Raw genomic sequence first — 26,994 nt, 5'->3', positions numbered from 1 at the left:
ACCTGGCTCTCCTGGTCGTACACCTGTCAGATCTGTGGGAGCAAAGCTTGCTCACGAGGCGGCCTTAGAGCCGACCTGGCTCTCCCGGTCGTACTCCGATCCAAATTTGTGGGAGCGGGCTTGCTCGCGAAGGCGGTATGACAGTCGGTGAAGATGTTGAATTTGCCGGCCTCTTCGCGAGCAGGCTCGCTCCTACAGGAGGAACACGGTCCCCATCAAGAACCAGGTCGGCTACTAGGCCGCCTCGTGGTGGACGTTGATCTCGGGCGCCCCGTTAACCACGATGGCCGCACGCAGGCATTGCGCAGTGGGCACCTCGGCATGGATGCCGAGGTAGCCGCGCTGGGCCATGGATGGCCCTTCGCGGCGGCCCACGGAGCAATGCCGGAGGGCGGGCATGCCGAGCCCTAGCGAGGCACCGAGTGGTGGGGCAAAAGCGTTTTGCTTACTTTTGCGCTTCTCAAAAGTGAGCCGCCTTCAGGGCGGAACCCTAAGCAGCCGTTACCGCAGGAATGGATATGTACCCCGTCAACAAGAGCAAGGCCAGCTGTCAGGCCGCCATCGCGGGCAAGCCTTGCTCCCACAGAGTTTGTGGCCGGTCTGACAGACGCGGCGAATTTTCCGACGAGGTTTTAAGGTTGCTGCTCGGAAGCGGAATCTCTAGCTTGTTTGGGTCGCTGCCAATTCAGCGATCGGGACTGCAAGCCCGCCGAATTCGTTAGGCGCCAGCGCCCGGACCCACGTCTCGGGCTCCAGTTGATGCAGGAGCGCCGTTATGAAAAAACATCATTCTTCTTCGCCATCAGAGAGCACCTTCCCCTACAACGCCCCCGATCCGGAAAAGCTCCAAGAGGCCGCAGACCGAGCACTCGATTACCATCTGGGCACCCCCACTGATCCTAAACCCAAAACCTCAACCCAAGTTTTCACCGTCATCGATACCATCGACACCGAATGTCTACTGGCCAATCTCAGCGAAACCCTGGCCTCGGCCAATGCCATGGTCAGTGACCTGGCGTTCGAGTTGGAGGGCTCGCGGCGGCATGTCGCGCTCGGCGTGGCGCAGATGATCGAGCTGAGTGAATTGTTGGCTAATCGTGCGCTGGATATCGTCGACCCGCGTTCGCCAAGTCGGAGTTGAAGCAGACACAAACAAAAAAGCCCACCTTTCGGTGGGCTTCGTGTTTCAGCATTTCAAGCGTCAATCAGAACAGCTTCGTCTCTGGCGCTTCTTCTTTCACCGGCTCGTTCTTGCCCGTCTCGGCATTCCAGCCGCCGCCCAGTGCCTTGTACAAATTGACCTCGCTGGTCAGTTGCGCAAGACGGTCGGTGATCAGCGATTGTTGCGCACTGAACAACTGGCGTTGGGCGTCGAGGAAGGTCAGGTTGCTGTCGACGCCGATGCGATAGCGACGTTCGGCCAGGCGGTAGTAGTCCTGGTTGGCGGCGACGAAGTCGGTCTGGGCCTGCAACTGTTCGTTGTAGGTCTGGCGTGCTGCCAGGCCGTCGGAGACTTCCTGGAACGCGGTCTGAATCGACTTCTCGTAATTGGCGACGTTGATGTCTTTCTGGACCTTCGCGTAGTCCAGGCTCGCCCGCAGGCTGCCGGCATTGAAGATCGGCAGGTTGATTTGCGGGGCGAAGGTCCAGGTACCCGAACCGCCCTTGAACAGGCCGGACAGGTCCGGGCTCAGGGTGCCGGCGTTGGCCGTCAGGCTGATGCTCGGGAAGAACGCGGCCCGTGCGGCGCCGATGTTGGCGTTGGCGGCCAGCAGGTTGCGTTCGGCCTGGAGGATGTCCGGGCGACGTTGCAGCAGGTCCGATGGCAGGCCGGCCGGCACTTCGCTCAGCAGGTCATCACTGAGCGGTTGCGAGTGCAGGTTGGCCGGTAGGCCGGTGCCCAGCAGCAGGGTCAGGCTGTTCTCGTCCTGGGCGACCTGGCGGGTGTAGCGGGCCAGTTGCACACGGGCGTTTTCCACTGCCGTGCGGGCCTGGCTCAGGTCCAGGGCCGAGGCAACGCCGACTTCGGCGCTGCGCGAGGTCAGCTTGAAGCTTTGCTCGTAGGCCCCGAGGGTTTCCTGGGTCAGCTTGAGCAGTTCCTTGTCGGCCTGCCAGGTCAGGTAGGCATTGGCGACGTTGGCCACCAGGCTGATCTGGGTGCTGCGCCGGGCTTCTTCAGTGGCGAAGTAGCTTTGCAGCGCTTGCTCGCTCAGGCTGCGAACCCGGCCGAATAGGTCCAGTTCATAGGCGCTGATGCCCAAGGTCGCCGAATACGAACTGCTGATCCCCGCTTCGCCGGTCTGCGAAGCCCGTGCCGGTACGCGCTGGCGGCTGCCGGAGCCGGTGGCCGAGACCGCCGGGAACAGGTCTGCCCGCTGGATGCGGTACTGCGCCGCATAAGCATCGATGTTCAGCGCCGCGACACGTAGGTCGCGGTTGTTTTCCAGGGCGACCTGGATCAGTTGCTGCAACGCCGGGTCATGGAAAAACTGTTTCCAGCCCTGCTCGGCGGCGGCTTGGCCGGGCGCCTTGGCCGACTCGTAGGCCGGCCCTTGCGGGTACTGCGCCGCGACCGGTGCTTCGGGCCGCTGATAGTCGGGAATCAGCGAGCAACCGCTGAGCACGATGGCGGCGATAGTCAGGGAGAGGAGCGACTTGCTCATTGGCCAGCCTCTTTAGAAGTTTCAGGAGTGTCGTCCTGGTCGGCATTTTTGCGGCGACCGATCGATGACACAGTCACAAAGAACAGGGGCACCCAGAAGATTGCCAGAATCGTAGCGGTCAACATACCGCCGATCACGCCGGTACCGATGGCGTGCTGGCTGCCCGAGCCGGCGCCGGTGGAAATCGCCAGCGGCACCACGCCGAGGACGAACGCCAGGGAGGTCATGATAATCGGTCGCAGACGCATCCTACAGGCTTCGATGGCAGCTTCCATCAGTGTCCGGCCCTCTTCATGGAGTTCCTTGGCGAATTCCACGATCAGAATGGCGTTTTTCGCCGCCAGGCCGATGGTGGTCAACAGGCCCACCTGGAAGTACACGTCATTGGACAGGCCGCGCAGGCTGGTTGCCATCAGCGCACCGATGATACCCAACGGCACCACGAGCATCACCGCGATCGGAATCGACCAGCTTTCATACAGCGCCGCCAGGCACAGGAAAACCATCAGCAGCGACAAAGCGTACAGCGCGGGTGCCTGGGAGCCCGACAAGCGCTCCTCGTAGGACAGGCCCGTCCAGGAGATACCGACACCGGCCGGCAGCTTCTTGGCGATGGCTTCGACTTCGGCCATGGCTTCACCGGTGGAGTAACCCGGAGCCGGGGCACCGAGGATTTCCATCGCTTCAACGCCGTTATAGCGGGCCAGTTTCGGCGAACCGTAGACCCACTCGCCCTTGGCGAACGCGGTGAACGGCACCATGGTCCCGCTGCTGTTGCGCACGTACCATTTCTTCAGGTCTTCGGGGCTCATGCGAGCACCCGGCTGGCCTTGCACGTACACCTTCTTCACCCGACCGCGGTCGATGAAGTCGTTGACGTAGCTACTGCCCAGGGCAATCGACAGGGTGTTGTTGATGTCCGACAAGGTGATGCCCAGCGCACTGGCCTTCTCGTCATCGATTTCGAGCTGGTATTGCGGCTCGTCGTTCAGACCGTTCGGACGCACCTGGGAGAGGATCTTGCTCTGGGATGCCATGCCCAGGAACTGATTGCGAGCCTCCATCAATTTGTCGTGCCCGATGCCAGCGCGGTCCTGAAGGAACACGTCGAAGCCGGTGGCGTTACCCAGTTCCAGAACCGCTGGCGGAGCGAAGGCAAACACCATCGCGTCACGGAAGGTGAAGAAGTGCTGCTGGGCACGCGCTGCGAGCTTGAACACGCTGTTGTCGGCGTTACGCTCGTCCCATGGCCGGAGCATGATGAACGCCATGCCGGAGCTTTGGCCACGACCGGCGAAGTTGAAACCGGTCACGGTAAACACCGACGCCACGGCATCGCCTTCACCGCCGTCCTTGCTCGGACGCAGCAGGAACTCGCGCATCTTGTCCACCACCACTTGGGTACGCTCGGCACTGGAGCCGGCCGGCGTCTGCACCTGGGCAAACAGTACGCCCTGGTCTTCTTCCGGCAGGAACGCAGTTGGGATGCGGGTGAACAGCCAGACCATGCCGACCACGATGATCACGTAGGCCAGCAGGTACGGCGCCTTGTGCTTGAGCATGTTGCCCACGCCGCGCTCGTAACTCCTGACGCCCCGGTCGAAGGTACGGTTGAACCAGCCGAAGAAACCGCGTTTCGGCGTGCCGTGCTCACCCTTCGGAATCGGCTTGAGCATAGTGGCGCACAGCGCCGGGGTGAAGTTCAACGCCACCATCACCGACAGGGCCATGGCCGAGACGATGGTGATGGAGAACTGCTTGTAGATCACGCCGGTGGAGCCGCTGAAAAACGCCATCGGCAACAGTACCGCCGAGAGCACCAGGGCGATACCCACCAGGGCACCCTGGATCTGACCCATGGATTTCTTGGTGGCTTCCTTGGGCGACAGGCCTTCTTCGCTCATCACCCGTTCGACGTTTTCCACCACGACGATGGCGTCGTCCACCAGCAAGCCGATGGCCAGCACCATGCCAAACATCGTCAGTGTGTTGATGCTGAAACCGAATGCCGCAAGGATCCCGAAGGTACCCAGCAGCACCACCGGAACCGTCATCGTGGTGATGATGGTGGCGCGGAAGTTCTGCAGGAACAGGAACATCACCAGGAACACCAGCACGATTGCTTCGACCAGGGTTTCAACCACACCCTTGATCGATTCGCTCACCACCGGCGTGGTGTCATACGGAAACACCACTTCCATGCCTTGCGGGAAGAACGGCTTGAGATCGTCAATGGTCTTGCGCAGCGCCTTGGCCGTGTCGAGGGCGTTGGCGCCGTTGGCCAGTTTTACCGCCAGGCCCGACGCCGGGGCACCGTTGAACTGGGCGCTGACGCTGTAGTTTTCACCGCCCAGGCCGACATCGGCGACATCACCGACGCGCACTTGCGAGCCGTCCGGGTTGACCTTGAGCAGGATCGCCTTGAACTGCTCGGCGGTCTGCAGGCGAGTCTTGCCGATGATCGTGGCGTTGAGTTGCTGGCCGGGCAGGGCAGGCAGGCCGCCGAGCTGGCCGGACGATACCTGGACGTTCTGCGCGGCAATCGCAGTTTTAACGTCCACCGGGGTCAGGTTGAAATTGTTCAGCTTGGCCGGGTCGAGCCAGATCCGCATCGCATACTGGGCGCCGAAGACCTGGAAGTCACCAACACCGGCGGTGCGCGAGATCGGGTCCTGCATGTTGGACACAATGTAGTTGGACAGGTCGTCCTTGGTCATGCTGCCGTCGCGCGATACCACGCCGATCACCATCAGGAAGTTCTTCACTGACTTGGTCACACGGATACCCTGTTGCTGCACTTCCTGCGGCAACAGTGGAGTGGCCAGGTTCAGCTTGTTCTGGACCTGGACCTGCGCGGTATCGGAGCTGGTGCCCTGCTCGAAGGTCGCGGTGATGGTCATGCTGCCGTCGGAGTTACTTTCCGACGATACATAACGCAGGTTGTCGATCCCGTTGAGCTGCTGCTCGATGACCTGCACCACGGTGTCCTGCACGGTTTGCGCGGACGCACCCGGGTAGGTCACCTGGATCGCAATGGCGGGCGGCGCAATGCTCGGATACTGGTTGATCGGCAACTTGAGGATCGATAAGGCCCCGACCAGCATGATCACCAGGGCGATCACCCAGGCGAAGATCGGACGGTCGATAAAAAATTTCGACATGGTTTACTCCCCTTTGCCGCCGGCTGCTTTATCAGCTGCCTGAGCGGGGGCCGGGTTCTTGGCATTGACGTTGGTGGCCTCGGTGGCCTTGACTTCCACCCCTGGCCGTACGTATTGCAACCCTTCGGTGATCAGGCGATCGCCGGCCTTGAGCCCGTCTTCGATCAGCCATTGGCTGCCGACAGTACGGCTGGCCTTGAGCTGGCGCAGTTCCACCTTGTTGTCCGGGCCCACCACCAGGGCGGTCGGCATACCTTTGAGGTCGCGGGTCACGCCTTGCTGCGGTGCCAGGATCGCCGCGCTGTTCACACCGGCCTGCAACTGCGCGTGGACGAACATGCCCGGCAGCAGGGTGTGGTCTGGGTTGGGGAACACGGCGCGCAAGGTCACCGAACCGGTAGTCTGGTCGACCGACACTTCGGAAAATTCCAGCTTGCCTTCGTGTGGATACTGGCTGCCATCTTCCAGGGTGAGCTTGACCATGGCGGCATTGTCACCCGCCTTCTGCAAACGACCGCTTTCCAGCTCGCGGCGCAGTTGCAGCAGCTCCACCGAGCTTTGCGTGACATCGACGTAGATCGGGTCCAGTTGCTGGATGGTTGCCAGGGCGTCTGCCTGGCCATTGCTGACCAATGCGCCCTCGGTGACCGAAGAGCGGCCGATGCGACCGGAGATCGGTGCATAGACCTTGGTGTAGCGCACGTTGATCTGGGCGGTCTGCAGGTTGGCTTCCGATTCCAGGCGATTGGCCACGGCGGTGTCGTATTCCTGGCGGCTCACTGCTTGTTCGTTGACCAGTTGCTGGTAACGATCGGCAATTGACTTGGTGGACCGCAGGTTGGCCTCGGCGCTTTTCAGGGTCGCTTCGTACACGGCCGGGTCGATCTGGTACAGCTGTTGACCGGCCTTGACGTCAGCACCTTCCTTGAACAGGCGCTTGAGGATGATGCCGTTGACCTGCGGGCGAACTTCGGCGACGCGGAACGCACTGGTGCGCCCTGGCAGCTCGGACGTCAGGGTGAAAGGCTGGGTCTTGAGGGTTACGACGCCGACCTGAGGGGTGGGTGCGGGAGGCGCCGCCTCTTCCTTTTTGCATCCGCTGAGCAGCGATGCCAGGGCGATGGCAGTGACCAGAGCGGTAACAGCTGGCTTGAATTGCATGGAAATCCTCGGGTCCAGGCGCGCAACAGGCGCACTCGAAAAGTGGAAGGTGAAAAAAGAGCGAGATACACAATTAGTAGGATGCTAAGAAATATACTTACGTACATGGTTGTTTGTAAACAGCCAAATTGCGTACCATCCGTATTTACAAAAGCCTGACAAAGGCCTGTGCAGGTCGGGGACGCGTTCCGGAAAACGTTGCCTCATTTTTATTCAGCTGATCCTTACGCATTGCTGATGCATCCTGATTGAGGTGTTACTGCCATGGTCCGTCGTACCAAAGAGGAAGCCCTGGAGACTCGCAGCCAGATCCTCGAAGCGGCTGAAAAAGCCTTTTTCGAGCGAGGCGTGGCGCGCACGACCCTGGCAGATATCGCGACGCTGGCCGGCGTGACGCGAGGAGCCATCTACTGGCACTTCAGCAACAAGGCCGACTTGCTCCAGGCCATGCTCGATACCTTGCATGAGCCGCTCGATGACCTGGCACGTGCCAGTGAAAATGAGGAAGAGCTGGACCCGCTGGGCTGTGTCCGCAAGCTGTTGGTGCGGTTGTTTCAACAGGTGGCCCTGGACCCGAAGACCCGGCGCATTAATGAAATTCTGTTCCATAAGTGCGAATTCACCGATGAAATGTGCGATCTGCGCCAGCAGCGGCGCCAGGTCAGCCTCGACTGTAATGTGCGTATTGCCTTGTCGTTGCGCAATGCGGTGAATCGCGGCCAGTTGCCGGAAGACCTGGATCCCGAAAGGGCGGCGATTGCCGTGCATGCCTACATCGATGGCATCCTCTACCAGTGGTTGCTGGCCCCCGACAGCTTCGCGTTGGCCGGTGAGGCTGAGCGCTGGGTGGAGATCGGGCTGGATATGCTGCGTCAGAGCCCTAGCCTGCGCAAATGAAACAAAATGCTTAATTGCGTCGGTTTGTGTCAATAGCAGCTGCTCGGCAACGACTCCGCCGGGCCTCTGGACCCGGCAGAATACTTATAGATGAACCGTGGGCACTTTGACAGCGCGCGTCGCCATCGTGCAGGGCAATCATGGCCTGTTCATGCACGGGGCTGCGCAGGCACCGAAGATTGCTTGCGCCCTGGGCTATTCGATGATCAGGCTCACGGTGTAATTGAACGGCGGTTCGAGCATCTTTTGCGAAATCAGTGATCGGCAGGTGTATTCGCCATTGCCGGTATACGCGGTTCTGCTTTTCCAGTTTGGTCGGTAACTGGACTCCAACACGCCAAAACCGATGGGCGCTTCAAACCGAGTTTGCATTTGACAGCCAAAGTTGAAGTCGCTCATTTGGTAGGACAGAACCAGTTCGATCGGTTTGATCTTTCTAAGCGTTGGTTGCCAGCCGGCGGCGGGGTAGGTATATCGCCTGTTATGAAGGAAATAAAGTTCGTCGCTTGTTTTGGCAGCGATATCGAAATTGCTCAAGGAGAAGTCCGGGGACGTTGGTAACTCACTTAGAAAGTTTGTCATTTCCAAAGCGTGGGAAGTATTGTTCACGACCTCCACGGTTATGGCCGTGTTCGCCTGGCTGGTGGCAACTGCCATGGGGCCGAGTAGCAGGGCGAGCGTGAAGCTTTTTTTCATATTGATTGTCATGCGTCTTCCTTGACAGCGAGGCTTGCTGAAGCCTGCCTGATAATTGATTAATAGAACTTTGGGTGTCGCTTTTGTAGGCGTGAAATTATTGTTTGGTCAGTGTCGATTGAATCCATTGCGTGAGTGGGTTGTTGTGTGGGTTTATTATTAGTCCTGTTGTGCAAATGAATCCATGCTGAATAAGTGTCATGTTGTTATCTGGTGTTTCGATGGCTGAAAAGTCCGAATGCACATGCAGCCTGCGAATATGAAAAAAGCCCCGGCTCTTTCGAGGCGGGGCTTTTTCACAAGGCCGGTTTACGAACTTACAGTACCGGGTAATCGATATAACCTACCGGCCCTTTACCGTAGAAGGTTTCCGGATGCGGCTCGTTCAATGGTGCATCGGCCTTCAAGCGTGCCGGCAGGTCCGGGTTGGCAATGAAGGGCACACCGAAGGCGACGGCATCGGCCTTGCCCTCGGCCAGCCAGGCGTTGGCGCTGTCCTTGGTGAAACGTTCGTTGGCGATGTACACGCCGCCGAATGCCTGCTTGAGTTGCGGGCCGATGCTGTCGTCGCCTTCCTTCTCGCGGGAGCAGATAAAGGCGATGCCGCGCTTGCCCAGCTCGCGGGCTACGTAGCTGAACGTCTCCAGACGGTTCTCATCGCCCATGTCATGGGAGTCGGCGCGTGGCGCCAGGTGCATGCCAACCCGGCCGGCACCCCAGACCTCGATGACCGCGTCGGTCACTTCCAACAACAGGCGGGCACGGTTTTCCAGGGAGCCGCCATAGTTGTCGGTGCGCTGGTTGGTGCTGCTTTGCAGGAACTGGTCGAGCAGGTAGCCGTTGGCACCGTGGATTTCCACGCCGTCGAAACCGGCGGCCTTGGCGTTCTCGGCGCCCACACGGTAGGCATCGACGATATCGGCGATCTCAGCGGTTTCCAGTGCGCGTGGGGTTGGGTAATCGGCCAGTGGGCGCACCAGGCTGACATGGCCCTTGGGCTGGATGGCGCTCGGCGCCACCGGCGCTTCGCCGTTCAGGTAGGACGGATGCGAGATCCGGCCGACGTGCCACAGTTGCAGAAATATCTTGCCGCCGGCGCCATGGATCGCCTTGGTCACGTTGCTCCAGCCGCGCACCTGGTCGTTGGACCAGATGCCCGGGGTATCCGGGTAGCCCACGCCCATCGGCGTGACGGAAGTCGCTTCGCTGAGGATCAGGCCGGCGGAGGCACGTTGTACGTAGTACTCGGCCATCAGGGCGTTGGGCACACGGCCTTCATCGGCGCGGCAGCGGGTGAGCGGAGCCATGATGATACGGTTTTTCAGCTCGATATCGCCGAGTTTGATCGGGTCGAAAATAGTCGCCATGAAATACAACCTCAAAAGTGGAAGGGATTAATAGTCAACGAGTTGCCGTAGCCAGTTCGGCATTGCCGCCCTGGCGGAAAGTGATCAGCGTCACCAGCAGTGCCAGCACGGCCAGCGCACCGGCGGCCAGGGGCACGGAGGTGAGGCCGAGGCCGTGGTCGATGACGCTGCCGCCGACCCAGGCGCCCAAGGCATTGCCGATGTTGAAGGCGCCGATGTTCAGCGTCGAAACCAGGTTCGGCGCATCTTTGCCGAAGGTCACCACGTTGACTTGCAAGGCCGGCACGGCGGCGAAGCAGGCGGTGGCCCAGAGGAACAGGGTGATTTCCGTGGGGATCAGCGCCACGCTGGTCCAGCTCAGGACGGTGGAGACCACGGCCATGGTGAGGAAGACACCCATTAGCGTGTTCGCCAGGCTCTTGTCCGCCAGCTTGCCGCCGATGATGTTGCCCAAGGTCAGGCCCAGGCCGATCAACACCAGGGTCCAGGTCACGCCACGGGGCGATACGCCGGTCACCTCGCCCAGCAGCGGGGCGACGTAGGTGAACAGGGTGAAGACCGAGGCGGAGAACAGCGCGGTCATGCTCAGGGACAGCCACAGGCCGGCTCCCTTGAGCGCGACCAATTCCGAGCGCATGTCGAGTTTTTCTTCATCGCGCTTGGCCGGCAAGAAGCGGATCAGACCGATCAGCGCCACCACGCCAATGACCGTCACCGCCCAGAAGGTCGAACGCCAGCCGGCTTGTTGGCCCAACGCGGTGCCCAGCGGGACGCCGAGCACGTTGGCCAGGGTCAGGCCGGTGAACATCAGGGCCACGGCCGAAGCGCGCTTGTTGGGGGCGACCAGGCCGGCGGCCACCACCGAGCCGATGCCGAAGAACGCACCGTGGCACAGGGCGGTGACGACCCGGGCGAACATCAGCACGTTGTAATCGCTGGCGATGGCGCAGAGCAGGTTGCCGACGATGAAAATTCCCATCAGGGTCACCAGGGCAGCCTTGCGTGGCAAGCGTGCGGTGGCCAGCGCCATGAACGGTGCGCCAATGGCCACGCCCAGGGCATAGCCGGTCACCAGCCAGCCGGCGCCGGGTATCGAGACGCCCAGGTCGGCCGCCACATCGGGCAACAAGCCCATGATGACGAACTCGGTGGTACCGATGGCGAAGGCGCTCAGGGCCAGGATGAAGAGTGAGAGAGGCATGTCGAGTCCTTGTCAGGTCAGAGCTCTTGGCTCATTTGCTTGAGAAATTGCTGGATCACTTCCTCGTTGCGCTTGAAGAAATGCCATTGACCGACTTTCTGGCTGGTGATCAGCCCCGCCCGTTGCAATACCGCCAAGTGCGCCGACACGGTGGACTGCGACAGGCCGCAGCGCTGGTCGATCTGCCCGGCGCAGATGCCGAATTCGTGGTTGTGCAACTGTTCCGGGAACTGGACCTTGGGGTCTTTGAGCCAGTTGAGAATGTCTCGCCTGACCGGGTGCGCCAGGGCTTTGATAATGTCGTCGAGGTCGAGGGTCATGAAGGCAGCTCGTAATGAGTAAAACGCTATATCGCGATGAGGCGAACCTTAAATCGTTACTTCGCGATATTCCAATATGGATTTGATCTGAATGCCAAACGAATCGCTATATCGGGTTATAACGATATGGGCAAGTCGATGCTAAGCTGCGCCCCATGAACTATCTCGCGCACCTGCACCTCGGCGGCCCTGGCCGGGAACAATTGCTCGGCAGTCTCTACGGCGACTTCGTCAAGGGACCGCTGCAAGGACTGTACGATCCGCAGATCGAGGCGGCGATTGCCTTGCACCGACGCATTGACATGTACACCGACCGCCATCCCTTGGTGGACATCGCCCTGTCGCGCTTTTCCACGGTGCGCAGGCGTTATGCCGGGATCGTGCTCGACGTGTTTTTCGACCATTGCCTGGCTCGGAACTGGACGCTATACGGCGAAGGGCCGCTGGCGGATTTCACCTCTCGGGTCTATCAGGTACTCGGCACCGAAGCGCAGTTGCCCGGGCGGCTGGCGCAAATCGCACCTCATATGGCGGCGAATGACTGGCTGGGGTCTTATCAGGAATTCGAGGTGCTGGGGCAGGTACTGCGCGGCATTTCCCGACGCCTGTCCCGGCCGGAGGAATTGGCTGGGGCGATGGAGGAACTGGTCAAGCTTTATGAACCGTTGAGCGAAGACTTTCGGTTGTTCTATCCGCAATTGCAGGATTTTGCGCAAAACCAAACCACATCACCGATCTAACTGTGGGAGCGGGCTTGCTCGCGAAGCGGTGGGACAGTCAACATTTGCGTTGAATGCTAAACCGCTTTCGCGAGCAAGCCGCTCCCACAAAGGATCTTCGCAAAATTTGCAGATCAAGCCGCAATCGCAGCAGGCCGCACCGGCGCCTGCTGTTTCTCCGGAGTCACGCCGAACAACGCCTTGTGCACCGCCTGTTGTGCCAGGAACGCCAGGGCCGCGCGTTCCTGGCCGTGGCAGGCGATGGGTTGCAGCAGGTGGATGTGCACGTCGCCCCGGTCATTGGCAAACAAGCGCATCAGGTGCGACAGCAAGTCATCATCGCCAATGAACGGCGCCAGCGAGTCAGGTTCGCCGTTGCGCAGGTAACGGATCGCCACGGGTTGCAAGGCGACATCGGCGTCAATGGCCGCCGACAACAAGCGCCCATGAAACGTACGCAAGGAACGCCCATCGGTGGTGGTGCCTTCGGGGAACATCAGCAATGGATGGGCCTGTTCCAAATGGCGGCTCATCTGTTTGCGGATCAACTGGCTGTCGCCCGAGCCACGGCGGATGAACAGGCTGCCTGCCTTGGCCGCCAGCCATCCGGCCACCGGCCAGGTGCGCACTTCGGCCTTGGACAGGAACGACAACGGCGTGAGCATGCCCAACAGTGGGATATCGGTCCAGGACACATGATTGCTGACCCACAGCATCGGCCGTTGCGGCAACTGACCGTGGACCGTCACGGAGAAGGGCAGGGCGCGACTCAAGCGTGCCATGAAGAACCGTGACCAACGCTGGCGGCGGACCATGGAATTGGCCACTCCCAGGCGCTCGAACAGCCCGAACACACTGGCCATGCTCAGGCCCAGCGTCACCACCAGCAATACCCGCGCGATGCGCGCGTACACCCGCAACCGGCTCATCACACGGCCGCCTTGAAGTGGCGGGCGTAGCGCGGGCAGAGTTCGTCGCGCTTGAGCAGGATGAAGACATCGGCCACTTGGAAATCCTCATCCCAGCACGGTTCGCCGCAAATCTTCGCGCCCAGGCGCATGTAGGCCTTGAGCAGGGGCGGCATTTCGGCGATGACGTTGGACGGCACGTCCAGGCTCGGCAACGGTTTTTTCGGCACGGCTTGCAGGTATTCGGTGCACAGGTAGCGTTCGCGCAGGCGCTGCATGATTGCCTGGGCCTGGATGCCGCCGTCCTGCATCGGGATGCTCGCGCAGCCCATCAGGTAGCTGTAGCCGCCTTCGTTCAGCACTTCGGCCAATTCGCCCCAGAGCACGGCGATGGTGCCGCCGTTGCGGTAGGCCGGGTCGACGCAGGTGCGGCCGATTTCCAAGATGGGTCCTTTGAGGTGAACCAGGCCGTTGAGGCTGAATTCTTCTTCGCTGTAGAACCGGCCCAGGCTGCTGGCGGCCTGGTGGTCGAGCAGGCGGGTGGTCGCCACGAGGCGGCCGGTGTTCAGGTCGCGAACGCCGATGTGGGCGCAGTGAACATCGTAGTCATCCATGTCCAGACCCATTTCCGCGCCCTTGAGCTTGGCGTTGAATTCGCCACTGAAGACGTTGAAGCGCAGGGCCTGGGCTTCTTGCAAGGCTTGGGCGCCGATCAGGCGTTCGGCTTGCAGGCGGCGGTCATTGCCGGTGTCGCTGATGCGGGCGATCTGGGTCATAGCGAATCTCCGTGCGGGCTGTTCAGTTGCAGCCAATCGACTTTCTTTATGCAGCCATGTTGTGCAAAGTCAGGCTATGTAGCCCCGGTGTCATCGCCATGAAGCTTTGGTGATGCTTATATGACAGCCCTCAGGAGGCCCCTTCATGCCTTGGCAAACCCTGATCGAACGCGGCGAGCGCCTGCCCGCCCATCCGGACCTGGCCGAAGGTTATGCCGCGTTGTTGCAACGCCTGGGGCCGGTGATGCCGTTTGAACTGGCGGTGGCCGGCGCGCGATTGATGGCGACGCCGGGCCTGGCTTTCCTGGTGGGCTACCAAGCGGCGTTGCGGGTGCTTTGGCCAAGCGCGCCGCAGAGCCTGGGCGCCTTGTGTGCCACCGAACGGCGCAGCCTGCGCCCGGCAGACATGCAGACCCGCCTCAGCGACTTGCGCCTGAGCGGGCGCAAGGATTTCGTCACTGCCGGCGACGCCGCCGAATGGCTGCTGATCGCCGCTCGCAGCGAAGCACCCGGTGAAACGCCACGGCTGAGCCTGGCGGTGGTCTTTCCCGGCGAGCCCGGCGTGACCCTGGAAAAACTTCCCACCATCGCCCTGATGCCAGACATCAGCCATGGCCGCGTGCTGCTCGACGGCGCACTGTGCGAGTTGTTGGCCGGCGACGGTTGGGACGCCTACGTCAAACCGTTCCGCACCCTGGAAGACCTATACGTGCTCAGTGCCATGAGCGCCTGGTTGTACGGCGTGGGGCAGGAATGCGACTGGCCCCAGGCCTTGCAGTTGCGCCTGCTGGCGCTGCTGGCCGGTTGCGCAGAAGTCAGCCGCCACAACCCCTCCAGCGCGGCCGGGCATGTGCTGTTGGGCGGCTTGTTCGCTCAGTTCCAAGGGCTTGATGACGAACTCAATGCCGCACTGGCGGTAGGGCCTGCGTCGTGGCGCGAGATGTGGGCGCGGGATAGAACGGTGATGGACATGGCGGCCGGGGCGCGGGCCAAGCGGTTGGCCAAGGCGCTGGGATAACGGCCTACTGACGACAAACCCTTGTGGGAGCGAGCCTGCTCGCGATAGCGCCGGACCAGTCACACGTCAGCGCACTGACACACCGCTATCGCGAGCAGGCTCGCTCCCACAGTCAAACCTCATACAACGCAAAACTGTCATCAAGCTTGGCTAGGCTCAGCAGGTTCAATCCACCGAGCCCTGCGAACATGCTCAAAGGCTGGTTCCTGATCCCGCTCCTGATATTCACCCTCAATACCCATGCCGAAGACTGGCCCGGTGAGCAATGGCCAACCGGCCCGACCCCCAGCGGCGCGGCCATCGAGGCCTTGGAGAGTTACGCCTTCGCCCCCCGGGACGACGCCACCCGCCAAGGCATCCGCACCGACGCGCTGCTGGTGATCCAGGACGGTCGGCTGGTCTACGAGCGCTACGCTGGACCGACCAGCGCCGAGACCCCACACCTGACCTGGTCCATCAGCAAAAGCCTGCTGGCGACGGTGTTCGGTGCGGCCTACGGTGAACAGCTGTTCGGCCTGCAAGATCCGGTCGTGCGTTACTACCCAGCGTTGGAAAAGCACCCGGACATGACCCTGGCCGATCTGTTCCACTGGGCCTCGGGCCTGGATTGGCAGGAAGACTACGAATACGCGCCGCTCAACTCCTCGGTGGTGGCGATGCTGTATACCCGGGGACGGCGCGACATGGCGGCGTTTACCGCGCAGCATGAAAGCTTCGGCCCGCCGGGACAGGTGTTCCGTTATTCCAGTGGCGACAGCAACCTGTTGGCGGCAGCTCTGAAGACCATCGTCGGCCCGGTGCGCTATCCCGATTACCCCTGGACGGCGCTGTTCGAACCCCTGGCCATTCGTCACGCCACGTGGGAAACCGATGCCCGCGGCACGTTCGTCGGTTCTTCCTACGCCTACCTCACGGCGCGAGACCTGGCGCGTGTAGGGCTGTTGATGCAGCGGGACGGCCGCTGGGGCGAGCGGCAGCTGATCCCCAAGGCCTGGGTCGCGTTCAACCGCGAGCCTTTCGTGCATTTCCAGGCCGGCCAGGACGAAGCCGTGCCGGGCGGCCATTGGTGGCTCAATCGCGCAGCTGACCCGGCCATCCACCCATGGCCCGATGCGCCGGAGGATACCTTCGCCGCGCTGGGTCATTGGGGCCAGGCGTTGTACATCATCCCCAGCGCCAAACTGGTGATCGTGCGTTACGGCGACGACCGCGACGGCCGCTACCGCCACAACGAACTGCTCAAGCGAGTCATGGCGGCTTTCGCCGGGCAGGTGCGGCGATGAGGCGCAAGTGGCTGCTCGCGCTGGTGTCGGTGCTGCTCGTTGCCCTGTTGGGGTGGGTCTGGCTTGAGCGGGTGGCGCTACGGGCCTTTCCCGACATCATCAGTGCCTACACCGCCAAGGAATATTGCTCGTGTCGCTATGTAATGGAGCAACCGGCGGACTACTGTCGTGGCTACGTGAAACAGGCAGTGCCGATCAGTGAATTTCTCGAGACGGTTGAAGCCAAACGCGTCACCGTCAGTGGGTTGGGGCGCAGCCACAGTGCACGGTGGGTGGGAGCGCGGCAGGGGTGTCGGTTGGAATGATTTTCAAACTGCGCAGCTCTTGTGGCGAGGGAGCTTGCTCCCGCTCGAGTGCGCAGCGCTCGCAGATTCTTTAATCCGCCGCGATCTTGGGGCTGCAGCCCAGCGGGAGCAAGCTCCCTCGCCACGGGGGTATGTGGTAAGCAGGGCCATTGTGACAACAGACAGTTTGCAAGCGCCCTCGGCCCGGTTAAGGTTCGCCACAGGTTTATCTGCCCCCCGAGTGTGTATGTTCAAGCGGTTGTTTTCCCACGCTGTCGCGGCCTTGCTGCTGACTTGCGCCGCGCTGCCGGCGCAGGCCGATTGGTACCTGGACGGCGAGTCGTCGCGGTTGTCGTTCATCAGCAGCAAAAACGGCAATGTCTCCGAAGTCCTACGTTTCCTGGTGCTGCATGGCCAGGTCCAGCCCGATGGCCTGGCGCGCCTGGAAGTGGAGCTGGACTCCATCAACAGCGGCATTCCCCTGCGGGACGAGCGCATGCGGGCCGAGCTGTTCGAGATCAAGCAATTTGCCGAAGCCACCGTCACCGCGCAGATCGACTTGGCGCCGATCCAGGATCTGGCCAACGGTGCGCAGTTGGAATTGCGCCTGCCGCTGACGGTGAACCTGCACGGCAAGCAACATGAGTACAACGTCGAACTGTTGGCGACACGCCTGGATGAACGACGCTTCCAGGTGGTGACCCTGGAACCGGTGGTACTCAACGCGGAGGATTTCGACTTGGCGCCGGGTTTGGAAAAACTGCAAAACATGGCCGGTTTGTCGGCCATCAGTCTGTCGGTGCCGGTGAATGCGGTGCTGATTTTCACGGCGCGCTGACATGAACGGGCCGGTATTTCCGTGGCGTAAAGGCAACCGCTTCGAGCTGTTGATCGACGGCCCGCAGTTCTTCCCGCGCATGCTGGTGGAAATTGCCCGCGCCCAGGAACAGGTGGAGCTGGAGCTGTACCTGGTGGAAGCGGGGGCCTGCGCCGAGGCGATGGTCCAGGCGCTGGTCCAGGCCGCCGAGCGCGGCGTGCGCGTGCGTTGCCTGTTCGATGACTATGGCAGCCTGGCGTTTACCCTTGGCCTGCGCAATCGCCTGACGACGGCCGGCGTGGAGCTGCGGTTCTACAATCGCTTGAGCTGGCGCCGCTGGGTGCGCAACCTCTACCGAGATCACCGCAAGCTGTTGTTGGTGGACCAGCGCCTGGCCGTGGTCGGCGGCACCGGGGTGACCGATGAATTCTGGAACCCCCTCGACGACCGCAGCGATTGGCACGAAGTGATGGTGGAAATCGTCGGCCCGCTGGTGCTCGACTGGCAGTTGCTGTTCGACCGCCAATGGCTGGCCAACCGTCATCGGCGAGCCTGGAAGCCGGCGTCCAACTTCGGCCTGCCACGCCTGCCTCGTGTCCCGCCGATGGGCGAGGGCATGGGGCGGGTGGCGTATGCCGACGCCCGTCAGCATCGCGATATCCTGCAATCATTGTCCCGGGCATTGAACAGCGGGCAGAAACGCATCTGGATGGCGACGCCGTATTTCCTGCCGACCTGGAACGTCCGTCGTTCCTTGCGCAAGGCCGCCGCCCGGGGCATCGACGTGCGCCTGCTGCTGACCGGCCCGCGCACCGATCACCCGTCCGTGCGCTACGCCGGGCACCGTTATTACCCAAGGCTGCTCAAGGCCGGGGTGAAAATATTCGAATACCAGCCATGTTTCCTGCACCTGAAAATGGTGCTGGTGGACGACTGGGTCAGCATTGGCTCGTGCAATTTCGACCACTGGAACCTGCGTTTCAACCTGGAAGCCAATCTCGAAGCCCTGGATTCAGGGCTCAGCAATGCCGTAGCGGCCAGTTTTGAACGGGACTTCGCCCAGAGCCAACAAGTCAGCCTCGACGCCTGGCAGCGTCGGCCGCTGTGGAAGCGGGTCAAGCAGCGGTTGTGGGGGTGGGTGGATCGGTTGGTGGTGAATCTGCTGGATCGGCGGGGCTAAGCACAATCCTTGAAAACACTGGAACCCTATGTGGGAGCGGGCTTGCTCGCGAAGGGGCCATAGCAGTCAACATCTCTGTTGATTGTTAAACCGCTTTCGCGAGCAAGCCCGCTCCCACACTGGTTTTTGTGGCGTTCGAGGGTCAGAGCAACTCAAAACTCTGCTGCTTCACATCCTGGGAATCCAGGCCGATCTGCACGTTGAACTTGCCGGGCTCCGCGGCGTATTTGAGCTGGGCGTTGTAGAACTTCAGCTCGTCTTCGGTGATGGTGAAGTGGACGACTTTCTTCTCGCCGGCCTTGAGCATCACCTTGCGGAAGTTTTTCAGTTCCTTCAGCGGACGGATGATCGAGCCGGTCACGTCCTGGATGTACAACTGCACCACGGTTTCGCCGTCGCGCTTGCCGGTGTTTTCCACCGTCACGCTGGCGTCGAGCTTGCCGGTCCTGTTCAGGGTGGTGGATGACAGGGCCATGTCCGACAGGCTGAACTCGGTGTAGCTCAGGCCGTAGCCGAACGGATAGAGGGGGCCGGTGGTGTCATCGAAGTACTGCGAGGTGTAGTTGCCCGGCTTGCCCGGCGTGAACGGCCGGCCGATGCTCAGGTGGTTGTAGTAGGTCGGAATCTGACCCACCGAGCGTGGGAAAGTGATCGGCAGCTTGCCCGACGGATTGTAGTCGCCGAACAGCACGTCCGCGATGGCGTTGCCACCTTCGGTGCCGCTGAACCAGGTTTCCAGGATCGCATCGGCTTGCTGCTGCTCGTCGAGCAACGACAATGGGCGGCCGTTCATCAGCACCAGCACCAGCGGTTTGCCGGTGGCCTTCAAGGCCTTGATCAGCTCACGCTGGCTGGCGGGAATGTTCAGCTCGGTGCGGCTCGAGGATTCGTGGGACATGCCACGGGACTCGCCCACGGCGGCCACCACCACATCGGCGTCCTTGGCCGCTTTCACCGCTTCGTCGATCAGCACTTGGGCCGGACGTGGATCGTCTACCACTTCCGGGGCGTCGAAGTTGAGGAAGTTGAGGTAGTCGAGCACCTTCTTGTCGCCGGTGATGTTGGCGCCACGGGCATAGATCAGTTTCGATTCGGCGCCCAGGGCGCGGGTCATGCCGTCGAACAAAGTGACCGACTGCGCAGGACGTCCGGCGGCGGCCCAACTGCCCATCATGTCGATCGGTGCCTTGGCCAGCGGGCCGACCAGGGCAATTCTTGCGCTTTTATCCAGGGGCAAGGTCTGGTTGCGGTTTTCCAGCAGGACCAGGCTGCGGCGCGCCACGTCACGGGCATCGGCGCGGTGCAGGCGGCTTTCGGCGTAGGTGTCGGCCGGGTCCTCCTCGGCCTTGCCGATTCGCAGGTACGGATCCTTGAACAGGCCCATGTCATATTTGGCCGCAAGCACTTCGCGCACGGCGTTGTCGATGTCGCTCTGCTCGATCTCGCCGGACTTGAGCAGCCCTGGCAGCTCCTTGCCATAGAGCGAGTCGTTCATGCTCATGTCGATGCCGGCCTTGATCGCCAGCTTCGCCGCTTCGCGACCGTCACGGGCGACGCCGTGCTTGATCAGTTCGAAGATGGCGCCATGATCGCTGACCGCCAGGCCCTTGAAGCCCCATTCCTTGCGCAACAGGTCGTTCATCAGCCAGGTGTTGGCAGTGGCCGGCACGCCGTTGATGGAGTTCAGCGCGACCATCACCCCGCCGGCTCCGGCGTCGATGGCGGCACGGTAGGGCGGCAGGTAGTCCTGGTACATTTTCAGCGGACTCATGTCCACGGTGTTGTAGTCCCGGCCGCCCTCAACCGCGCCGTACAGGGCGAAGTGCTTGACGCTGGCCATGATGCTGTCGGCCGCGTTGGCGCCGTTGCCCTGGAATGCCTTGACCATCACCCCGGCGATGCGCGAGACCAGGTAGGTGTCTTCGCCAAAGCCTTCGGAGGTCCGCCCCCAGCGTGGGTCGCGGGAAATGTCGACCATCGGCGCGAAAGTGATGTCCAGGCTGTCGGCCGCGGCTTCCTGGGCGGCGATACGGCCGGAGTGGTAGATGGCGTCCATGTCCCAGCTCGAGGCCAGGGCCAGGGGAATCGGGAAAATCGTGCGGTGGCCGTGGATCACGTCATAGGCGAAGAACATCGGGATCTTCAACCGGCTGCGCATCGCCGCGTCCTGCATCGGACGGTTTTCCGCGCGAGTGATGGAGTTGAAGGTGCCGCCGATGTTACCGGCGGCGATTTCCTTGCGGATCAGCTCCCGGGGCATTTCCGGGCCGATGCTGATCAGGCGCAACTGGCCGATCTTTTCCTCGAGGGTCATCTGCTTCATCAGGTTGCTGATGAACGCGTCCTTGTTCTCCATGGGGGCTGGCAGGTTGTCGGCAAATACGGATTGACTGGCCAAGGTGACAAACAGGCCCAGCAAACACAGCTTCTTCATGAATAATTTTCTCGCAAGCCTAAAGGGCGGTGATCAGGACACGCCGGTCAGCCAAAATGTGAGGAGCGGCTATTGTTGTTCGGTCAAATACAGCACACTTTCGAACCCAGGGGGCTGAACTTAGTTTCGCCCCGCGCATCTTTTAGCCCATCGACCCGATTCAATCCAGCGCGGCGGCAGATTATGCCCCAGACGCCGGTGAGATAGGTGGCGGTGTTTTTCTATATCACGCAAGGGAGCGTTTCATTTGACGAATCTACGACTGAACCACCGCCATGGCCTGCAATGGCTGGCGTTGATGCTGTTGACGACGCTGCTGGCCGGTTGTGGCATCAATAACATCCCGACCCTGGATGAGCAGGCCAAGGCCGCCTGGGGCCAGGTGCAGAACCAGTACCAGCGCCGCGCCGACCTGATTCCCAACCTGGTGGAAACCGTCAAGGGCTACGCCCAGCATGAGCAGGACACCCTGACCGCGGTGATCGAGGCGCGGGCCAAGGCCACGTCGATCCAGGTCGATGCCAACACCCTGGACAACCCGGAAAAACTCAAGCAGTTCCAACAGGCCCAGGATCAGTTGTCCGGTGCATTGAGCCGGTTGATGGTGGTGTCCGAGCGTTATCCCGACCTCAAGGCCAACCAGAACTTCCTGGCGCTGCAATCACAACTCGAAGGCACCGAGAACCGCATCGCCGTGGCCCGCCGTGACTTCATCCTGGCGGTGCAGAAGTACAACACCGAAATCCGTACCTTCCCGGGCCGCTTGTGGCACAGCGTGATGTACAGCGACCTGCCGATCCGCGAGACCTTCGAGGCCACCAGCCCCAACGCCGAAAAAGCGCCTGAAGTGAAGTTTTGATCAATGCTCGACGATCTGAAACGTTGTGGGAGCGGGCTTGCTCGCGAAGGCGACGGCGCTCCAACATCAATGCAAGCTGACCCACCGCTTTCGCGAGCAAGTCGTGGCGACGAACCGCCGCTCCCACAGAGGTTCCAATGCGCGTGTTGAAAGTTGTCCAGGTGCTGTTGCTCTGGGCGGTTGCACTCACGGCCCAGGCCGAATTGAAATTCCCTGAGCTGACCGGGCGGGTCGTGGACACCGCCCAGATGCTCGAACCTTCGGTGCGCACGCAGCTGGAGGCGCAGCTCAAGGCTCATGAGCAGGCGACCGGCGAACAAGTGGTCGTCGTCACCCTGGCGGACCTGCAAGGCACCAGTATCGAAGACTTCGGTTATCAACTGGGTCGGCACTGGGGCATCGGGCAGAAGGACAAGAACAACGGCGCGCTGCTGATCGTCGCCCGGGATGACCGTAAACTGCGCATCGAAGTGGGCTACGGGCTGGAAGATCGCCTGACCGATGCCCAGAGTTCCGTGATCATCCATCAGGTGATCACTCCGGCATTCAAGACTGGCAATTTCAACAAAGGCATCAGCGACGGCGTGTCGGCGATGCTCGTAGTGCTGGGCGGCAGCCCGCTGGATGAGCCTGCGCCGGCGTACGGCACGGACGGCCAGCAGGAACCGCCCGATTTCGTCGAGCGCCATCCCGGGCTGTTCATCTTCCTGGTGATACTGTTTATCTTGACCCTATTGGTGTGCCAGATGCTCGGTATCCTGCCGTCCGGAAGCGGTGGTTCCAGTGGTTCGGGCAGTTCCGGTGGAGGCTTTGGCGGAGGCGGCGGAGGCGGCGGCTTCAGCGGAGGCGGGGGAAGTTTCGGGGGCGGCGGTTCGTCGGGCGGCTGGTGACAATAATAATGAGCAGGCACTTTTAACCATGGCATTACTGACTGAACACGAACAACGCAAGGTCGCCGAGGCCATCGCCCGGGTCGAGCGGCATACCGACGCCGAACTGGTCACGGTGCTGGCCGCCCGCGCCGACGACTACGCCTATATCCCGCTGCTATGGGCCAGCCTGCTGGCCCTGGTGGTGCCCGGCGTGGTGCATTACCTCACTGGCTGGCTGGCCATGCACAGCCTGTTGATCGTGCAGTGGGTCAGTTTCATCGTGTTGTGCCTGGTGTTGCGCATTCCCCGGATCACCACGCACCTGATTCCCCGTTCCGTGCGCCACTGGCGGGCCTCCAACCTGGCGCGCCGGCAGTTTCTCGAACAGAACCTGCACCACACGGTGGGCAGTACGGGGATGCTGATCTTCGTTTGCGAGGCCGAGCGCTATGTGGAAATCCTCGTGGACGAAGGCATTTCCAAGCGCCTGGACAACACCCATTGGAACGCCATCGTCGCAGCCTTCACCCAACAGGTCCGCCAGGGCCAGACGCTGCAAGGCTTCGTGACTTGCATCGAAGCCTGCGGCGAACTGCTCAAGGAACACGTGCCGGTGACCCACGAGCGCAATGAGCTGCCGAATCGGTTGGTGGTGTTGGGGTAAGCTACGAGCTTCAAGCTTGCAGCTTGCAGCTTGCAGCTTGCAGCTTAAAATACGCCATTCCCGATTCGCCCCCGCCCGAGGCCGCTTTTTCATGTCCGCCACCGCAACCCCCGTCCGTCCCGCGCCGGATCACCACGCCCAGTTCATCGAGCTGCTGCGAGCCAGCCTCGAACAAAACGCTTTCATCAAGCTGGTGCTGGCCAAGTACGTCGGTGAAGAAGCGGATCTGCAACGGCTGATCATCAAGCAGCTGACGGTCAAGGACCAACCATGCCTGTCCTTCGTCTATCGCTACAAGACGCGCGACATCACCAAGAACCTGCCGGTGGTCGAAGGCGTGGAAACCATTGCTGGGCTATTACCCGCGTCGTTCAAGAACGCACACCTGCTGGCGGTCACCGACGAGGCGCAGTTGGAATACAGCAAGAAGGGCAAGAGCTCCCTGTTCAAGAGCAAGCCCCAGCAACTGCGTGAAGTGCCGTCCGCCGAGCACAACCGCGAAAAAAACCGCTTTCTCGACCTGAACCGGCCGTTCCTCGCCGACCTGGGCGTGACCAACCACAAGCACGAGCTGATTCCAGCGATGTCGCGCAAGTGGAAGCAGATCAACAAGTTCATTGAAGTCTTCAGCCATGCGCTGACATCTTCGCCACTGGCCTTGGACAAACCTGTGCGGGTCTCGGATTTCGGTTCGGGCAAGGGCTATCTGACCTTTGCCATCCACGACTACTTGCGCAACACCTTGCAGGCCGAAGGCGTGGTAACCGGCGTCGAGCTGCGTGAAGACATGGTCAAGTTGTGCAACGAGGCTGCGGCGCGACTGGAGCACCCGGGCCTGAATTTCCAGCACGGTGACGTGCGCAGCGTCGCACCCAGCGCAGTGGATGTGATGATCGCCTTGCACGCCTGCGACATCGCCACCGACTACGCAATCCACATGGGCATTCGCTCGGGCGCCTCGATCATCATGTGCTCGCCATGTTGTCACAAGCAGATCCGCCTGCAGATCCAGAGCCCGGCCTTGCTCAAACCGATGCTGCAATACGGCTTGCACCTGGGCCAGCAGGCTGAAATGGTCACTGACAGCTTGCGGGCGCTGTTCCTGGAAGCGTGTGGCTACGAAACCAAGGTGTTCGAGTTCATCTCCCTGGACCACACCAACAAGAACAAAATGATCTTGGCGGTCAAGCGTGCGGAACCGGCTGACCCCGCTGAGCTGCTGGCCAAGATCGAAGAGCTCAAGGCTTTCTACCACATCACCGAGCATTGCCTGGAAACGCTGCTGCGGGCTGATGGCACCCTCTAGCGCGAGGGGCCCTGTGGGAGCGAGCAAGCTCGCTCCCACAGGATGCGTTGCATGTCGTGCAGCCCGTCAGGAAATCACCGGTTATCCTTCAGCGACTGACTTACCGGGCTACCTTTAATGCGTTCACTTCCCCACGCATTCCCAAAGGAGTCCCACCCCATGGCGGCCAAGAAAATCCTGATGCTGGTCGGCGACTACGTCGAAGATTATGAGGTCATGGTGCCGTTCCAGGCTTTGCAGATGGTCGGCCATACCGTGCACGCGGTCTGCCCGGACAAGCGCGCCGGCCAGACCGTGCGCACGGCGATCCATGACTTTGAAGGCGACCAGACCTACAGCGAAAAACCCGGGCATCTGTTTGCCCTCAATCATGATTTCGCCGGTGTCGAAGCCGCCGATTACGATGCGCTGCTCGTGCCGGGCGGTCGTGCGCCGGAATACCTGCGCCTGAATGAAAAAGTCCTGCAGCTGGTACGTGATTTCGATTTGGCTGGCAAGCCGATTGCCGCGGTCTGCCACGGTGCGCAACTGCTGGCGGCGGCGGGCATCCTCGAAGGGCGCGAATGCAGCGCCTATCCGGCCTGCGCTCCGGAAGTGCGCCTGGCCGGCGGGACCTACATGGACATTCCCGTGACGCAAGGGCATGTCCAGGGCAACCTCGCCACCGCCCCAGCCTGGCCCGCGCATCCGAATTGGCTGGCGGGATTCCTGACTCTGCTGGGTACGGCCATCTCCCTGTAGCACCCCTATTCGTCACGCTGCGCAGTGAACTGGCGGAGCAAGCGAAGCGGGTCTTTACTCTCGGAGCTTGCCCCAATTGCCAGGAGAACAATCATGTCCGGATGGTATGAAGTCAGCAAAAGCAGCAGCGGCCAGTTTCGGTTTGTGCTCAAGGCGGCCAACGCTGAAACGATATTGACCAGCGAGCTGTACGCCGCCCGCAGCGGTGCCGACAGCGGCATTGCGTCGGTGCAGAAGAACAGTCCGTTGGCCGAACGCTACGAATTGAAGAACACCAAGGATGGCCATCCGTACTTCAACCTCAAGGCCGGTAACCACGAAGTGATTGGCAGCAGCGAAGCCTACTCATCCGAGGCCGCCCGGGACAAAGGCATCGCCAGCGTCCAGGCCAACGGCCCGACGACCGTGATCAAGGACAAGACCGTGGTTGCGCTTTGAACCCATCCTTGTGGAAGCGAGCTTGCTCGCGATGACGGCTGTGAAGTGGCAATGACCAATGTGGCGAGGGAGCCTGCTCCCGCTCGGCTGCGAAGCAGTCGTCTGGCAGCTTGATGTCTGAAAGCCAATGGGACCGCTTCGCGGTCCAGCGGGAGCAAGCTTCCTCGCCACAGACGCTACACCTCCACCGGCACCGATAGCTTCGGATCGCCCAGCGGATGGCTTTTGGCATCAAAGAACCGCAGTTGCACATCCAGCCCCTCGAAGACCTTGGCGTAATGGCGCTTCTGGTGCTGGATGAACGCCTGGCTGCGCGGGTAGATGGAGATAGCCACAGTGCTGGGGGCCGCTTGGCGAAGGGCGTGGACGATATGCCGGTCCTGCTCGCCCAGCGCATGGCCGAACAGGCACAGGCTACCGCTGTGGTGCAGCAACTGGTCGTAGCAGAACGACAGGTAATCGGAGCTGCGAATGGTCTTGAGCTTGTCTTCGCTCGGGCCTTCATTGACGAATAAAGGTACGTCGTCGAGGGTCTTGAGGGTGTTGTTGATGGCGAAGCTGCCCAGCAATGTGCCTTCGGTGGCGGGAAGCTTGCGTGCCGTGCCGTCCTGGTTGCGCACCAGATGCAGGCCGCCGTGCAGATACAGCAGGCGCGGTTTATCGGTGCTCACCTGGCTCAGGTCGAAACGGTGGTCGCCGTCCTGGAACAGGTCGGTCATGCTGCCGGGCGCGTGCTGGATCGACCAGTAGTTGAGCAGATCGTAGTTGGTGGTGAACACCGTGCAATAGCGGCCCAGCTCCTGGCTGAGCGCCGCCAGCGTCGACGGTTGCACCAGGCGCCACGGGATGTGCACCGCATGCACGGTGTTGATCAGCGCTTCCTTGATCGCGTAGTAGCGATTGCGAGGAGCGGCGGAGCTGACGGCCAGGGCTTTGTTGACCCGACTGGTGGTCTTCAGCGCACCGAGCACTTGCTCAAAGCTGCGGGTCTGCATCGCGTCGAACACACTCAGTTCCGACGGGCTCAGGGGTTTTTCCTCGACGGTGCGGGCATTTTCGAACAGCGAGTCGTAGCCGAAATCGTCCCACACCGCACGGCTGGCACCGTTGCCTACCAGCAAGCCACTGAAGGCGATCTCAGCGCGCAAGGCCTCCCAGTCTTCGAGCCGGGTGTCATATTCCTGGAAATCGGTCATTGCGAAACTCATCTCAAAACGTGGCAAAGGCAG

At 61.4% G+C, this 26,994-nt stretch carries 25 protein-coding genes; 14 read left to right on the top strand and 11 right to left on the bottom strand.

Annotated elements, in window-relative coordinates; genetic code table 11:
• Positions 1-775: 775 nt before the first annotated feature.
• Entirely contained in the window at positions 776-1,141 is a 366-nt protein-coding gene (locus tag AD663_RS20405; RefSeq protein WP_003184482.1) for a DUF6124 family protein, read from the top strand.
• A gap of 64 nt (positions 1,142-1,205) precedes the next feature.
• Here AD663_RS20405 and adeC read toward each other — a convergent pair whose 3' ends face one another.
• Genes adeC through AD663_RS20390 form a run of 3 tightly spaced genes read right to left on the bottom strand, consistent with a single transcriptional unit; the run spans position 1,206 to position 6,985 of the window.
• The gene (gene adeC, locus AD663_RS20400; RefSeq protein WP_003184479.1) at positions 1,206-2,663 is read right to left on the bottom strand and encodes an AdeC/AdeK/OprM family multidrug efflux complex outer membrane factor; all 1,458 of its coding nucleotides are present in this window, start codon (positions 2,661-2,663) and stop codon (positions 1,206-1,208) included.
• The gene (emhB, locus tag AD663_RS20395) at positions 2,660-5,824 is read right to left on the bottom strand and encodes an efflux RND transporter permease subunit EmhB (protein ID WP_053214444.1); all 3,165 of its coding nucleotides are present in this window, start codon (positions 5,822-5,824) and stop codon (positions 2,660-2,662) included. The genes adeC and emhB overlap by 4 nt, the downstream gene beginning before the upstream one ends.
• 3 nt (positions 5,825-5,827) lie before the next feature.
• On the bottom strand, positions 5,828-6,985 hold the full coding sequence (locus AD663_RS20390; protein ID WP_003184476.1) for an efflux RND transporter periplasmic adaptor subunit: 1,158 nt from the start codon (positions 6,983-6,985) through the stop codon (positions 5,828-5,830).
• Between the two features lie 264 nt (positions 6,986-7,249).
• On the opposite strand from AD663_RS20390, the gene AD663_RS20385 reads away from it, so the two are divergent.
• Complete coding sequence (locus tag AD663_RS20385) at positions 7,250-7,882, top strand: TetR family transcriptional regulator (RefSeq protein WP_003184474.1); 633 nt, start codon at positions 7,250-7,252, stop codon at positions 7,880-7,882.
• Between the two features lie 195 nt (positions 7,883-8,077).
• Here AD663_RS20385 and AD663_RS20380 read toward each other — a convergent pair whose 3' ends face one another.
• From AD663_RS20380 to AD663_RS20365, 4 genes are all read right to left on the bottom strand, one after another.
• Complete coding sequence (locus AD663_RS20380) at positions 8,078-8,590, bottom strand: hypothetical protein (RefSeq protein ID WP_003184472.1); 513 nt, start codon at positions 8,588-8,590, stop codon at positions 8,078-8,080.
• A 305-nt stretch (positions 8,591-8,895) separates the two neighbouring features.
• Positions 8,896-9,945: an alkene reductase gene (locus AD663_RS20375; RefSeq protein WP_003184469.1), complete on the bottom strand. Its 1,050-nt coding sequence runs from the start codon at positions 9,943-9,945 to the stop codon at positions 8,896-8,898.
• Positions 9,946-9,979: 34 nt separating this feature from the next.
• A complete protein-coding gene (locus AD663_RS20370) occupies positions 9,980-11,146 on the bottom strand; it encodes an MFS transporter (RefSeq protein ID WP_003184467.1) in 1,167 nt (388 codons plus the stop codon).
• A 17-nt stretch (positions 11,147-11,163) separates the two neighbouring features.
• The gene (locus AD663_RS20365; RefSeq protein WP_003184465.1) at positions 11,164-11,466 is read right to left on the bottom strand and encodes a helix-turn-helix transcriptional regulator; all 303 of its coding nucleotides are present in this window, start codon (positions 11,464-11,466) and stop codon (positions 11,164-11,166) included.
• 155 nt (positions 11,467-11,621) lie between these two features.
• Between AD663_RS20365 and AD663_RS20360 the strand changes: the two genes are divergently transcribed.
• Positions 11,622-12,206, top strand: coding sequence for an ACP phosphodiesterase (locus AD663_RS20360; protein WP_053214443.1), 585 nt, complete (start codon positions 11,622-11,624; stop codon positions 12,204-12,206).
• Between the two features lie 113 nt (positions 12,207-12,319).
• Here AD663_RS20360 and AD663_RS20355 read toward each other — a convergent pair whose 3' ends face one another.
• Both AD663_RS20355 and olsB read right to left on the bottom strand, forming a co-directional pair.
• Positions 12,320-13,114: a lysophospholipid acyltransferase family protein gene (locus tag AD663_RS20355; protein WP_053214442.1), complete on the bottom strand. Its 795-nt coding sequence runs from the start codon at positions 13,112-13,114 to the stop codon at positions 12,320-12,322.
• The gene (gene olsB, locus AD663_RS20350; protein WP_003184459.1) at positions 13,114-13,869 is read right to left on the bottom strand and encodes an L-ornithine N(alpha)-acyltransferase; all 756 of its coding nucleotides are present in this window, start codon (positions 13,867-13,869) and stop codon (positions 13,114-13,116) included. Before olsB ends, AD663_RS20355 begins: the two co-directional genes overlap by 1 nt.
• Positions 13,870-14,014: 145 nt before the next feature.
• Between olsB and AD663_RS20345 the strand changes: the two genes are divergently transcribed.
• From AD663_RS20345 to AD663_RS20325, 5 genes are all read left to right on the top strand, one after another.
• The gene (locus tag AD663_RS20345; RefSeq protein WP_003184456.1) at positions 14,015-14,887 is read left to right on the top strand and encodes a hypothetical protein; all 873 of its coding nucleotides are present in this window, start codon (positions 14,015-14,017) and stop codon (positions 14,885-14,887) included.
• Positions 14,888-15,075: 188 nt separating this feature from the next.
• The gene (locus AD663_RS20340; protein ID WP_003184454.1) at positions 15,076-16,170 is read left to right on the top strand and encodes a serine hydrolase; all 1,095 of its coding nucleotides are present in this window, start codon (positions 15,076-15,078) and stop codon (positions 16,168-16,170) included.
• Positions 16,167-16,475, top strand: coding sequence for a hypothetical protein (locus AD663_RS20335; RefSeq protein ID WP_003184450.1), 309 nt, complete (start codon positions 16,167-16,169; stop codon positions 16,473-16,475). Before AD663_RS20340 ends, AD663_RS20335 begins: the two co-directional genes overlap by 4 nt.
• A gap of 226 nt (positions 16,476-16,701) precedes the next feature.
• Positions 16,702-17,292, top strand: coding sequence for a YceI family protein (locus AD663_RS20330; RefSeq protein ID WP_053214441.1), 591 nt, complete (start codon positions 16,702-16,704; stop codon positions 17,290-17,292).
• Position 17,293: 1 nt separating this feature from the next.
• On the top strand, positions 17,294-18,451 hold the full coding sequence (locus AD663_RS20325; protein WP_003184446.1) for a phosphatidylserine/phosphatidylglycerophosphate/cardiolipin synthase family protein: 1,158 nt from the start codon (positions 17,294-17,296) through the stop codon (positions 18,449-18,451).
• A gap of 142 nt (positions 18,452-18,593) precedes the next feature.
• Here AD663_RS20325 and bglX read toward each other — a convergent pair whose 3' ends face one another.
• On the bottom strand, positions 18,594-20,885 hold the full coding sequence (gene bglX, locus AD663_RS20320) for a beta-glucosidase BglX (protein ID WP_003184444.1): 2,292 nt from the start codon (positions 20,883-20,885) through the stop codon (positions 18,594-18,596).
• A gap of 298 nt (positions 20,886-21,183) precedes the next feature.
• Between bglX and AD663_RS20315 the strand changes: the two genes are divergently transcribed.
• The 6 genes from AD663_RS20315 (at position 21,184) to AD663_RS20290 (ending at position 25,765) form a co-directional block, all read left to right on the top strand.
• A complete protein-coding gene (locus AD663_RS20315; protein ID WP_050551606.1) occupies positions 21,184-21,744 on the top strand; it encodes a LemA family protein in 561 nt (186 codons plus the stop codon).
• A 137-nt stretch (positions 21,745-21,881) separates the two neighbouring features.
• On the top strand, positions 21,882-22,634 hold the full coding sequence (locus AD663_RS20310) for a YgcG family protein (protein ID WP_053214440.1): 753 nt from the start codon (positions 21,882-21,884) through the stop codon (positions 22,632-22,634).
• A 28-nt stretch (positions 22,635-22,662) separates the two neighbouring features.
• Positions 22,663-23,280: a TPM domain-containing protein gene (locus AD663_RS20305; RefSeq protein WP_003184437.1), complete on the top strand. Its 618-nt coding sequence runs from the start codon at positions 22,663-22,665 to the stop codon at positions 23,278-23,280.
• Positions 23,281-23,371: 91 nt separating this feature from the next.
• Positions 23,372-24,586 (top strand): SAM-dependent methyltransferase, encoded by a 1,215-nt coding sequence (locus tag AD663_RS20300; RefSeq protein ID WP_053214439.1) that lies wholly within the window; start codon positions 23,372-23,374, stop codon positions 24,584-24,586.
• A gap of 159 nt (positions 24,587-24,745) precedes the next feature.
• Positions 24,746-25,327, top strand: a complete 582-nt coding sequence (locus tag AD663_RS20295) for a DJ-1/PfpI family protein (protein ID WP_003184433.1) — start codon at positions 24,746-24,748, stop codon at positions 25,325-25,327.
• Between the two features lie 93 nt (positions 25,328-25,420).
• Complete coding sequence (locus AD663_RS20290) at positions 25,421-25,765, top strand: YegP family protein (protein WP_053214438.1); 345 nt, start codon at positions 25,421-25,423, stop codon at positions 25,763-25,765.
• Between the two features lie 176 nt (positions 25,766-25,941).
• Here the strand turns inward: AD663_RS20290 and AD663_RS20285 are convergent, their stop codons facing one another.
• Positions 25,942-26,961, bottom strand: a complete 1,020-nt coding sequence (locus tag AD663_RS20285) for a DUF4917 family protein (protein WP_053214437.1) — start codon at positions 26,959-26,961, stop codon at positions 25,942-25,944.
• Between the last annotated feature and the right edge of the window lie 33 nt (positions 26,962-26,994).

Origin of the sequence: Pseudomonas sp. Q12-87, from assembly GCF_001269755.1 — a bacterium.
GTDB lineage: Bacteria > Pseudomonadota > Gammaproteobacteria > Pseudomonadales > Pseudomonadaceae > Aquipseudomonas > Aquipseudomonas fluorescens_S.
Note: the sequence above shows the minus strand (reverse complement) of the source record. Positions and strands in the feature narration are given on the sequence as shown.